General features: G+C 68.7%; 9 protein-coding genes. All 9 read left to right on the forward strand.

Annotation, left to right across the window (positions count from 1 at the left end; genetic code table 11):
* The first annotated feature begins 86 nt into the window (after positions 1-86).
* From tssF to DBV14_RS29640, 9 genes are read left to right on the forward strand one after another with little or no spacing between them, the layout of a single operon-like run.
* On the forward strand, positions 87-1,868 hold the full coding sequence (gene tssF, locus DBV14_RS29600) for a type VI secretion system baseplate subunit TssF (RefSeq protein WP_185546168.1): 1,782 nt from the start codon (positions 87-89) through the stop codon (positions 1,866-1,868).
* Positions 1,865-2,923 (forward strand): type VI secretion system baseplate subunit TssG, encoded by a 1,059-nt coding sequence (tssG, locus tag DBV14_RS29605; RefSeq protein WP_260397273.1) that lies wholly within the window; start codon positions 1,865-1,867, stop codon positions 2,921-2,923. Before tssF ends, tssG begins: the two co-directional genes overlap by 4 nt.
* Positions 2,924-2,950: 27 nt before the next feature.
* Positions 2,951-5,716, forward strand: coding sequence for a type VI secretion system ATPase TssH (tssH, locus tag DBV14_RS29610; RefSeq protein ID WP_124464921.1), 2,766 nt, complete (start codon positions 2,951-2,953; stop codon positions 5,714-5,716).
* 2 nt (positions 5,717-5,718) lie between these two features.
* Entirely contained in the window at positions 5,719-7,665 is a 1,947-nt protein-coding gene (tssI, locus tag DBV14_RS29615; protein WP_124464923.1) for a type VI secretion system tip protein VgrG, read from the forward strand.
* Between the two features lie 5 nt (positions 7,666-7,670).
* Entirely contained in the window at positions 7,671-8,396 is a 726-nt protein-coding gene (locus tag DBV14_RS29620) for a toxin-antitoxin system YwqK family antitoxin (RefSeq protein WP_124464925.1), read from the forward strand.
* Between the two features lie 3 nt (positions 8,397-8,399).
* Positions 8,400-8,789, forward strand: coding sequence for a DUF4280 domain-containing protein (locus DBV14_RS29625; RefSeq protein ID WP_124464927.1), 390 nt, complete (start codon positions 8,400-8,402; stop codon positions 8,787-8,789).
* Between the two features lie 50 nt (positions 8,790-8,839).
* Positions 8,840-9,061, forward strand: coding sequence for a hypothetical protein (locus DBV14_RS29630; protein ID WP_260397274.1), 222 nt, complete (start codon positions 8,840-8,842; stop codon positions 9,059-9,061).
* On the forward strand, positions 9,058-10,098 hold the full coding sequence (locus DBV14_RS29635; protein ID WP_124464931.1) for an ABC transporter substrate-binding protein: 1,041 nt from the start codon (positions 9,058-9,060) through the stop codon (positions 10,096-10,098). The genes DBV14_RS29630 and DBV14_RS29635 overlap by 4 nt, the downstream gene beginning before the upstream one ends.
* A gap of 33 nt (positions 10,099-10,131) precedes the next feature.
* Positions 10,132-11,406, forward strand: a complete 1,275-nt coding sequence (locus DBV14_RS29640) for a dicarboxylate/amino acid:cation symporter (RefSeq protein WP_124464933.1) — start codon at positions 10,132-10,134, stop codon at positions 11,404-11,406.
* Positions 11,407-11,607: the final 201 nt, after the last annotated feature.

The following is an 11,607-nucleotide window of genomic DNA, read 5'->3' on the forward strand; positions in this document are numbered from 1 at the left end:
AGTACCCGGTGTCAGTCGTACGCGCCCCGAACGTGTGCTTCGAATGCGCCCGAAACAGCAGCGCAGCAAACGCAGGAGCCACTGAGATGCCAGACATCCAGCACAGCGACCTGCTGCAGTACTACAAGCGCGAACTGTCCTACCTGCGAGGACAGGGCGCCGACTTTGCACAGCGCTATCCCAAGGTCGCCTCGCGGCTCGCGCTGCACGGCGGCGAATCGCTCGATCCGCATACCGAACGGCTGATCGAGTCCGTGGCTTTTCTTTCGGCGCGCGTGCACCGCGACCTCGACCAGGAATTTCCCGACGTCGCCTGTGCACTGCTCGACAACCTCTGCCCCTCGCTCGTCCAGCCCCTGCCCTCCATGTCCGTCGCGCAGTTCCAGCTCGACCCATCGCAGGGCAAGGTCACGGCCGGGTTCCGGGTGGGACGGCACACCATGCTGCATGCGCGCACCACCCAATCGCAGGAGTGCCGGTTTCGCACCGCGTGGGACACCGTGCTTTGGCCTTTGCGAATTGCGCAGGCCACCATCGACGCGGACGCCGTGTTGCGGCTCACGCTCGAGTGTTCCGCCGACGTCGATTTTTCCGAGCTTGAGCTCGATTGCCTGCGCATCCACCTCCAGGGCGACTGGACGACCACGATGCCGCTCTACGACGCGCTGGTCTCCGGCGTGAAGTCGGTGAGTGTCGTGCCCGAAGGCGGCGCGGCGTGGTTGCTTCCGGCCGATGCCTTGCGCGAAGTCGGCTATGCCGAGGGCGAAGAAGTGCTGCCGCAGCCTGCCAATGCGCAGCCGGCCTACGGGCTGCTGCAGGAGTACTTCGCGTTCCCGCGCAAATTCCATTTCTTCGACCTGCATCACCTGCGCGGTCGGCTGGGCCGTGGCCGGCGCTGCGAGCTGGCGTTTCAGCTCGACCGGCCCTCGCGCGCATTGCGGCACGTGGACGCCGACAACTTCCAGCTGGGCTGCACGCCCATCGTGAATCTCTTTCCGCGCGTGAGCGAACCGCTGGTGATGGACCAGCGCCACTACGAATACCTGCTCGTGCCCGACCGGCAGCGCGAAGCCTTCACCGAAGTGCACTCCATCGTCTCGGTGGTGGCCTCCGACCCCGACGCCGACAAGCCCGTGGACGTGCCGGGCTTTGCCGCGCTGGGGCACATCGACGCGGACCACAACGGCAGCCACGTGAACGGCGCGGTCTTCTGGGCCTCGCGGCGCCAGCATTGCCTGCGCGGCAACATCCCCGGCACCGACGTGTTCCTGTCGTTCGTCGACCAGGCCAGGCAACGCGGGCGGCCCGCGCAGCCTGTGGTGTATGCGCACCTGCTGTGCACCAACCGCCGGCTGGCGGAACAGGTGCCGGTGGGCGCGCGGCTGGTCGCAGAAGGGCCGCCGCAACCCACGCACGTGCGCTGCCTGTACGAGCCGAGCGCGCAGCGCGATCCGCCGTTGGGCAGCGAAACGCTGTGGCGGCTGGTGTCGCTGCTCACGCTGAACCACCAGTCGCTGGTGGACGGCTCCACGGGCTGCGCGCAACTGCGCGAGATGCTGCTGCTGTTCGCATCGGACAGCCGGCGCGACCACGCGCAGATTCGCGGCATCGCGGGGCTGTCGGCGCGCGGCATCACCGCGCACATCGGCACCGAGGCCTGGCGTGGCTATTGCCGGGGCACGCAGGTCACACTGGACTTCGAGGAAGACGCTTTCGCCGGCGGCTCCGCGCTGATGATGTCGGCGGTGCTCGCGCGCTTCTTCGCGATGTACACCTCGGTGAACTCCTTCGTTCGCCTGGCGGTACGGCGCGGCGACGAAGTCCGGAAACAGTGGGCGCCGATGACCGGCCGCCAGGTGGTGCTGTGATCGATCGCCTGGCCACCCGCCCGCAGGACTTCAACCTGTTCCAGGCCATCAGCCTGCTCGAACGCGCCGCGCCCGACGCCGTGGCCGTGGGCCGCGCGCAAGGCCCGCGCGAGCGCGAAGCGGTGCGGCTGAGTGCTTTCGTCTCACTGGCCTTCGAGGCCAGCGACGTGCGCGAGGTCGGCGGCACTGCAAGCACCGGCGAGCCCTTCACGCTCACCACGCCCGCGCTGTCGCTGGCGGGCAGCGGCGGGCCGTTGCCGCTGCCGTTCGTCGAACTGCTGCTCGAACGGCGCCAGCGCCGTGACCACGCAACGGCGGATTTTCTCGACATATTCAATCACCGCTTTCTTGCCTTCCTGTACCGCAGCCGACGCAAACACCACGTGGCGCTCAACCCGCAGGCGCCCTCGCGATCGAGCCTTGCGTCGACGCTCGACGCCGCCAGCGCGCTCGGCCTGCGCACAGGCGTGCGCGCACCGGACGGCTCCGCCCTGTGGCTGCGCCACGCCGGCCTGCTGGGCGGCGCGCCGCGCAGCATGGCGGGCCTGCTCGCCATGCTGCGCGACCGCCTGGGCGTGCAGGTACAGGGCACGCAGTTTCGCGGTGGCTGGCTTGCGCTGGAGCCCGATGCCTTCTCGCGGCTGGGCAGCGGCATGCGGCTGGGGCAAGGGCAACACCCACAGGGGCTCGGACAGCCCGCCGTGCTCGGCAAGCGCGTGTGGGACCAGGGTGCCGGCATCCGGCTGGCCTTCAGCGGCCTGAGCCGGCAGCGCCTGCACGGGCTGCTGCCCGGTGGCGCCGACCATGCGCTCGCGCAGTGGCTGGTGCGCCGCTTCATGCCGCAAGACCTCGACGTGGCCATGACCCTCCGCCTGGCACCCGGCGCCGCGCGCAGCAGCGTGCTGGGCGCCGCGAACCCGATGCGCCTGGGCTGGACCTCGTGGGTCGCGGGCCCGAACTTCCGGGGCGCGTTGCCGCCCGTGCAACACGCGCTGGCCAGGCAGGCCGGCAACGACGACACCACCCGCATCACCCGCATCACGGGCGCCGCCTGACGCGCCCTCCCCGCACTTTCTCCCCGTATGGACATCGACATTCGCACCCTGCTCGGCCGGCTCAACCCGGAATGCAAGCGCGCCATGGAACAGGCCGCCGAGCTGTGCGTGCAACAGACCCACTACAACGTCGACCTCGAGCACCTGCTGCTGCGGCTGGTCGACAATGAGGCGCCCGACCTGAGGCTGGTGTTCGGCCGCTTCTCGATACGGCCCGACGCGGTGCAGGCGCAACTGCAGAAGTCGCTCGACACGTTCAAGCGCGGCAACGGCCGCACGCCGACGCTGGCGCCCGACTTCGCGCCGCTGTTCCAGGAAGCCTGGCTCATGAGCTCGATGCTGCTCGGCCAGCAGCACATCCGCTCGGGCACGCTGATGCTGGCGCTGCTCGAAGTCGACAGGCTGCGCGGCCGCCTCGTCGATGCCGCGCCCGCGCTGCTGCAGATTCCGCGCGGCACGCTGCGCGAAGAAATCGCGGGGCTGCTGCAGTCGTCGCCGGAAGACGCCGCGGCGAATGCCCTGGCCGGCGCGCCGGCGGCTTCGCCTGCGTCAACTGCATCGGCCACATTGACGGCCTCGTCTCCCGTGGATGCATCGCCAGCGCCGGCGGCGCCCGATGCCGCCGCCCCCACGCTGCAGATGCCCACCGCGCGGCGCGGCGGTTCGGCCACGCCCTCGCTCGACCAGTACACCGTCGACATGACGCAGCTGGCGCGCGACGGCGCCATCGACCCGATCCGCGGGCGCGACGGCGAGATCCGTCAGATCATCGACGTGCTGCTGCGCCGGCGCCAGAACAACCCCATCCTCACCGGCGAGGCCGGCGTGGGCAAGACCGCCGTGGTCGAGGGCTTCGCGCAGCGCGTGGTGCAGGGCGACGTGCCGCCCGCGCTGCGCCAGGTGTCGGTGCGCTCGCTCGACCTGGCGCTGCTGCAGGCCGGCGCCGGCGTGAAGGGCGAGTTCGAGAACCGGCTCAAGTCGGTCATTGCCGAGGTCAAGGCCTCGCCCACGCCCATCATCCTGTTCATCGACGAGGCGCACCAGCTCATCGGTGCGGGTGGCGCCGAGGGCCAGGGCGATGCGGCCAACCTACTCAAGCCGGCGCTGGCGCGCGGCGAGCTGCGCACCATCGCCGCGACCACCTGGGCCGAGTACAAGAAGTACGTCGAGCGCGACCCCGCGCTGGCACGGCGCTTCCAGGTCGTGAAGGTCGAGGAGCCCAGCGAAGAAGTGGCCATCGACATGCTGCGCGGCATGGTCGAGATGCTGCAGAAGCACCATGGCGTGGAGATCGTCGACGACGCGGTGCGCGAGGCCGTCAAGCTGTCGCACCGCTACATCACCGGCCGCCAGTTGCCCGACAAGGCCATCAGCGTGCTCGACACCGCCTGCGCGCGCGTGGCCATCGGGCAGAACGGATTGCCGGCCGAACTCGAATCGGTCACGCGCGACATCGCCACCGCCGAGAGCGAGCTGCGCGTGCTGCGCCACGAAACCGCCACCGGCGCCGACCACCAGGACGCCATTGCCACGCTCACCGCGCAGCTCGGCGTTTCGCGCCAGAAGCACAAGCGCCTGTCGGACAAGCTCGACGAAGAAAAGCACGCGGTGGTAGAGATCGTCGCGCTGCGCCGCAAGATCGCCGAGAGCCTGCGCGACGATGCGCCGCCGCCCGACGAAGAGAACGCGCCGGCGCTGCTCACCGCCACATTGCGCCGCCTCGAAAAAGGGCTGGAGGCGCTGCAGAACGACGAGCCGCTGGTGCCCGTGTGCGTCGATGGCACGGTGGTGGCCGAAGTCATCTCCGGCTGGACCGGCATTCCGGTCGGCAAGATGATGACCGACGAGCTGCACACGGTGCTCAACCTCAAGGAGAAGCTGGCCGAGCGCGTGGTCGGGCAAGACCCGGCGCTCGACGCCATTGCGCGGCGCATCCGCACCTTCCACGCCGACCTGGACGATCCCGGCAAGCCGGTGGGCGTGTTCATGCTCGTGGGCCCGAGCGGCGTGGGCAAGACCGAGACCGCCTTCGCGCTGGCCGACCTGCTGTATGGCGGCGAGCGCAACGTCATCACCGTCAACATGTCGGAGTTCCAGGAGGCGCACACCGTCTCCAGCCTGAAGGGCGCGCCACCCGGCTACGTGGGCTACGGGCGCGGCGGCGTGCTGACCGAGGCGGTGCGCCGCCGGCCCTACAGCGTGGTGCTGCTCGACGAGATGGAAAAGGCCCACCCCGACGTGCTGGAGCTGTTCTTCCAGGTGTTCGACAAGGGCGTGATGGAAGACGGTGAAGGCGTGCAGATCGACTTCAAGAGCACGCTGATCCTGCTGACCTCCAACGCCGCGCAGGACGTGATCACGCAGGCTTCGCAGGGCGGCCGCCGGCCCGATGCGCAAGAGCTGGTGGAGCGGCTGCGGCCCGAGCTTCTCAAGCAGTTCAGCCCGGCTTTTCTAGGCCGGCTGGCGCTGGTGCCGTACCACCACCTGGGCGACGGGCAGATCCGCGCCATCGTGGCGCTCAAGCTCGGCAAGCTGGCGCGGCGCTTTGCGCAGAACCACCACGCCGCCTTCACGTGGGACGCGCAGGTCGAAGAGGTGATTACCGCGCGCTGCACCGAGGTCGACAGCGGCGCGCGCAACATCGACCACATCCTGGCCCACGCGGTGCTGCCCGAGCTCTCGCGGCTGGTGCTCGAACGCATCTCGATGGCCGCGCCCTTCAGCGCGGTCCACATGGCCGCCGGTGCGGACGGCGCCTTCGCCTTCGGCTTCGAGCCCGCGACCCTGAGCTGACGATGACGATGCGCCCCGGCTTCACCCAGAACGCGGCCTTCCTGTCCGTGCGCACCGCGCTCGGGGCGGACGCGTTGCTGCTCGATGCCTTCCAGGCCACCGAGGGCCTGTCGCAGTTGTTCGCCTGCACGCTCACCCTGCGCGCCGATTCGAGCACGCTGCAGGCCGCCGACATCATCGGCACCTCGGCCACCGTGACGATGCGGCGCACGGGCGAGGCGCCACGGTATTTCAACGGCATCGTCTCGCGCTTCACCTACCTGGGCAGCGCGAACGACTTCGCGCTGTACACGCTGGAGCTGGTGCCGCGCCTGTGGCTGCTCACGCTGGGCCGTGACCGCGTGATTTTCCAGAACATGAGCGCGCCGGACATCGTGCAGAAGGTGCTGGCCGAGTTCGGCGTGGCGTTCGACGCCCGCCTGACCGGCAGCTACGCCAGCCGCGACTACTGCGTGCGCTACGACGAAACGGCCTTCGACTTCGTCTCGCGCCTGATGGAAGAAGAAGGCATCTTCTATTTCTTCAGCTTCGCGGACGGCGCGCACACGATGGTGCTGGCCGACAGCAACTCGGTGTATGCGCCCAGCCCCATCGCGCCCACACTGTCGGTCAGCAGCGAAGCCGAGCGCCGCGCGCGCGTGCAGGGCGTCAACCGCTTCGAGTCCGACGCGCGGCTGGTGGCCAAGTCGCACGCGGTGGACGACCACGACTTCCTCACGCCCGAGACCGACCTGCTCGCGCGCGCGGACGGCGGCACCGGCCGCGGCTTCGACTACGAATACCCCGGCCGCGTGAGCGCCGCCGCGGGCCCGGCGCGTGCGCGCATCCGCCTCGAAGAGCACCACGCGGAAAGCCTGGTGGGCCGCGGCGAAAGCCACTGCCACCACCTGACGCCCGGCCACACCTTCACGCTGACCGGCCACCCGCGCGCCGACCTCAACACCGCGCATGCGGTGCGCAGCGTGCGCCACCAGGCGGACCACGCAGGCTACGTCAACAGTTTCGAGACCACGCCGCCCACCGTGCCCTTCCGGGCGCCGCGCCTCACGCCGCGCCCGGTCGTCGCGGGCAGCCACACGGCGCAGGTGGTGGGACCGGCCGGCGAAGAAATCTGGACCGACGCGCACGGCCGCATCAAGGTGCAGTTTCCGTGGGACCGCCTGGGCAAGAAAGACGACAAGAGTTCGTGCTGGGTGCGCGTCTCGCAGATCTGGGCCGGCGAAGGCTGGGGCGCGCTGTTCCTGCCGCGCATCGGGCAGGAAGTGGTCGTGAGCTATGTCGATGGCGACCCCGACCGGCCGCTGGTGTCGGGCAGCGTCTACAACGGCATGCAGCCGCCACCCGTCGACCTGCCGGGCATGTCGTCGCAGAGCACCATCCGATCGCGCTCGACCAAGGCCGGCGCGGCGGGCAACGAGATGCGCTTCGAAGACAAGAAGGACGCCGAAGAGTTCTATCTGCACGCGCAGAAAGACATGCGCGTCGAAGTCGAGAATGACCTTGCCACGACCGTGATGGCCGGGAACGAAACGCACACGGTCACCAAAGGCAATCGCACCCTCCAGATCGACGCCGGCAACGAAAAGCATTCGGTCAAGGGCACGCGCGCGCTGGACATCACGGGCAACGAGACGCACGTGAACAAGGCCGACTTCACGCAAACCGTCACGGGCAACTACGAACTGAAAGTCACGGGCAACCTGGTGATCGACGTGACGGGAACGCTGGTCATCAAGTCGGCCCAGTCGGTTGCACTGACCGCGGGCACCGAACTCAGCGCCAAGGCCACCACCAACCTGAAGGCCGAAGCCGGCATTGCGCTGTCGACCAAGGGCGGCGCCACGCTCTCCAGCGAAGCGCCCTCCATCAGCAGCAAGGCGTCGGGCATGCATGCCGTCGAAGGTGGCGGAATGCTCACGCTCAAGGGCGGGCTGGTGAAGATCAATTGAGCGCCATGGCCACGCCCGATCTTCCTTCCCAAGTGCTCGCCGCCGCGCCGCAGGCCGCCGTGCGCGAAGCACTCGACGGCAGCGGGCAACTGAGCGCACGCGCGTCCTTCGTGGGCGACGTGGCGCACGGCCCCATGCAGGTCTTCGGCGCGAGCGGCAAGCCCGCGATGGAAGCCAACTACCAGGCGGGGCTGCCGCAAGGCCCCATGCGCCTGTTCGACGAGCGCGGCCAGTTGCTGCAGGAAACGCACCGCCTGGGCGGACTTGCCGATGGCATCACGCGCACCTACTACCCCAGCGGCAAGCTCATGCAGACGCAGCAGCATGTGCGCGGCCTGCTGCACGGCGAAGCTGTCGCGTACGCCGAGTCGGGCGACGCCACGGCGCGCCTGCCCTATGCGGCCGGCCGCCTCGACGGCGATGCCATCTACCTGAACGAAGGCCGCGTGGTGCGGCGCGAGCGCTACCGCGTCGGCCTGCTCGACGGCGAAACGCTGGACCACACGCCCCAGGGCGGCGTGGCCCAGTCGTCGACCTACCGCGCCAACGTGCTGCACGGGCCGCTCAGGCGCTACTGGCCCAACGGCCAGCTCATGGAAGAAGTTGCCTACCGCAACGGCAAGCCCCACGGCAACCCGCGCCGCTTCGACGAAGCGGGCCGCGAGATCGTGGCCACCACCTCCCCGCCAGGCTTCATGAAGAGCCTGGAGAAATTCGTGAAGGGAGGCTGAGGCATGGGCCTGCACGTCTGCATGGGTGCCACGCTGCAATGCAGCTTCGGCGCCGCGCCTTCCAGCCTCGTGGTGCTGCCCGCGAGCGGCGTGATGGCGGGCAGCGTGCCCGCGGCCACCGTGATGGACAACAAGCCGCTGGCCAACATCCTGCCCTTCGGCATGTGCAGCAGCATCGCCAACCCGACGGTGGCCGCCGCCACCGCGGCCGCGCTCGGCGTGCTGACGCCGATGCCGTGCGTTCCGGCAACGGCCGCGCCCTGGGTGCCCGGCTCTCCCACCGTGCTGGTCGGCAACCTGCCCGGCCTGCAGGACAGCTCGAAGCTCATGTGCAACTGGGCCGGCGTGATCCAGGTCGTTGCCCCGGGGCAGTTCACTTCCACGATTCCCTGAACCGGGCCTCAGCTCTTTCTTACCTCCTCATGTCGCAATACGTCTTCACGATGACCTCACGGATGGTCGCCATCACCGTCACCTGCCTGGTGCTGCTGTGCGTGCTTCTGTTCGTGATGGGTGTCGAGATCGGCCGGCTGCTGGGGCCGACGACGGCGGCCGCTTCGACGGCGCCGGGCCTCGCTCCGCCAGCACCGGCGGCGCCCGCGACCACACCCGCCCCCACGCCTGCCCCGGTTGCCGCGCCGGCGCCTTCCGCTTCCACCCCATGAACACATTCATTCAACGCCTGTCGAACGAACGACGCCAACCGGGCCTGCACGGCGCGCTGCGGCGCTTCGTGCTCCCCTCCCTGCTTGCACTGGCCAGCGTGTGCGCAGGCGGCATCGCCCACGCGGCAGGCGAACGGCCCGTGGCGCAGGGCGTGCTTGCCGTGCCCGCAGCACCTGCAGCGCCTGCGCCGGTTACCGCGCCCGTCCCTGTTCTTGCCACCGCGCCGGCCGACGCCACAACCGCCCCGCCCGCCGCACCCACGACCGTCAACGGCCTCGTGCGCGTGCCCGACGGCCGGCTGCTCGCACCCGACATCGCGCGCATCGTCACCCGCGGTGAACTCGTGGTCGCGATGCTCAAGGTCGACACGCCCCCGTTCTTCTTCTTCGACGACAGCGGCCAGTGGACCGGGCTCGAAGTCGGCCTGGCGCAATCGCTGGCCAAGGAGTTGGGCGTCAAGCTGCGCTTCAACCGCGACGCCGCCACCTTCAACGCGGTGGTCGACCTGCTGGCCAGCGGCCAGGCCGACCTGGCCATCAGCAAGCTCTCGCGCACGCTGGCACGCACCCAGACCATCGCATTCAGCGACGCGTACCTCACGCTCAACCATTCGCTGATTCTCAACCGCGTGAAGTTCGCGCAACTGGCGCACGGCCGCCCGCTGCCCGAGGTGATCCGCAGCTTCAGCGGCAGCATCGGCGTGATTGCCAAGTCGTCTTTCGCGGACTACGCGCGCACCAATTTCCCGCATGCCAAGGTGCAGGAATTCGCCACCTGGAACGACGTGCTCGTGGCCTTGCACAAGGGCGAGATCGTCGGCGCCTACCGCGACGAATTCGAGGTCAAGCGCGTGCTCAAGGCCGACCCCACCGTGTCGCTGGTTCTGCGCACCGTCACGCTGAAGGACCTGGAAGACACGCTGGGCATCGGCGTGGCCGTGACCGACCCGACGCTGCTGGCCTACGTCAACCAGTTCCTCGCGCAGCGCACCGAGAAGCTGGACATCCACAAGGTCCTGCAGGCGCTCGAGCGCTGAAGCGGGCGGGCCAACGCCTTCTCATCTCCCATCATGAATTTCTCCAAGCTCTACGCCTTCGTACTCAACCCCTGGGTCGTGATCTGCAGCCTCGGCGCCGGCGTGGCCTTCGGCATGCTCGCGCCCGCGCTGGCCACCGGGCTCGGCTTCGTGGGCGACATCTATGTCGACCTGCTGAAGATGATCACCCTGCCCTTCATGGTCTCGGCCGTGATCTTCAGCCTGCAACGCCTGTTCCGCGACGGCGGCACCGCCAGCCTGCTCGGCCGCGTGGCGCTGGTGTTTCTCGCGTTCTCGGCCTTCGTCGCCATCGCGGGCGCCGCCACGCTGCTGATTCTTCGCCCCGGCGAGAACCTGCCCAGCAGCACCATGCAGACCTTCGGCCAGATCGTCGGCGGCGACCTGAGCGCCAGCGACACGGCCATGAACCTGCGCGGCGTCGATGAAGTAAAGAAGACCGCGAGCTTCGCCGACATGCTGGTGAGCCTGGTCCCCGCGAACATCTTCTCGGCACTGGCCAACGGCGACACGCTCAAGACGCTGGTCTTCGCACTGCTGTTCGGCCTGGCGGTCGGCCATGTGCCCACGCGCATTTCCGACGGCCTGACGCAAGCCCTGGAAACCGTCTACCACGCCTGCCAGACACTGATGCGCTGGCTGAGCTTTCCGCTGCCGCTGGTGCTGTTCTGCATGAGCGCCGCGCAACTCGGCAAGACCGGCATGGAGCCGCTGCGTGCCATGGGCCAGTTCGTGCTGGCGTTCGGCGTGGTGTCGCTCCTGTTGCTGGCCGTGGCCGCCGTGATCATCTGGAAGCGCTCCAACGGCACCCTGGGACAGACCTTGAACGCACTGCGCGGCCCTTTCGCCCTGGCCCTGGCCACGCGCAGCAGCGCCACATGCATGCCGATCATGATCGAGAGCCTGGTCACGCGCCTGGGCTTCGCGCGCTCGCGGGTCGAACTGCTCGTGCCGCTGACTGTATCGCTGTTGCGCATAGGCCCGGTCGTGTACTACGTCTGCGCCACGATGTTCATCGCGCAAATCTATGGACGCTCGCTGTCCGCCGTCGAGATCGGCATCGTGCTGACCTCGTCCGTGCTCGCGGGTTTTGCTTCAGCCGGCATGACGGGACTGGTCACGGTGTCGCTGATCGGCATGACGTGCACCTACCTGGGCCTGCCCTTCGAGGCGGCTTTCATCCTGTTCCTGGCGGTGGACCCGGTGTGCGACATGCTGCGCACGCTGGTGCTCGTCATCGGCAACACCGCAGCCGTTGCGGTTGTGTGTCCTCGTCCGCTGAAGATCTGACATGACGCACTGCATTTCTGTTTATCGCGTTGTGCGTGACTCGGGTCATTCGGGGCGGCGCTCACGCTGGCGGTGTGCTCTGCGCAGCGAAATAAAGGAGGAGCGAAGCGGGGGACATTCGCGGAGCAGAGCACACCGTCGGCGTGGGCGTCGCCCTGAACAAACCCAAACAGCAACGGTACCTACGAAACAGCCTTCAGC

The sequence above is a fragment of the Variovorax sp. KBW07 genome, assembly GCF_003852515.1.
GTDB lineage: Bacteria > Pseudomonadota > Gammaproteobacteria > Burkholderiales > Burkholderiaceae_C > Variovorax.

Excerpts from the sequence above, each read along its gene's own strand:
- tssF (WP_185546168.1), top strand. The coding sequence starts at position 87 with ATGCCAGACATCCAGCACAGCGACCTGCTGCAGTACTACAAGCGCGAA.
- tssH (WP_124464921.1), top strand. The coding sequence starts at position 2,951 with ATGGACATCGACATTCGCACCCTGCTCGGCCGGCTCAACCCGGAATGC.
- tssI (WP_124464923.1), top strand. The coding sequence starts at position 5,719 with ATGACGATGCGCCCCGGCTTCACCCAGAACGCGGCCTTCCTGTCCGTG.
- DBV14_RS29620 (WP_124464925.1), top strand. The coding sequence starts at position 7,671 with ATGGCCACGCCCGATCTTCCTTCCCAAGTGCTCGCCGCCGCGCCGCAG.
- DBV14_RS29625 (WP_124464927.1), top strand. The coding sequence starts at position 8,400 with ATGGGCCTGCACGTCTGCATGGGTGCCACGCTGCAATGCAGCTTCGGC.
- DBV14_RS29630 (WP_260397274.1), top strand. The coding sequence starts at position 8,840 with ATGACCTCACGGATGGTCGCCATCACCGTCACCTGCCTGGTGCTGCTG.
- DBV14_RS29635 (WP_124464931.1), top strand. The coding sequence starts at position 9,058 with ATGAACACATTCATTCAACGCCTGTCGAACGAACGACGCCAACCGGGC.
- DBV14_RS29640 (WP_124464933.1), top strand. The coding sequence starts at position 10,132 with ATGAATTTCTCCAAGCTCTACGCCTTCGTACTCAACCCCTGGGTCGTG.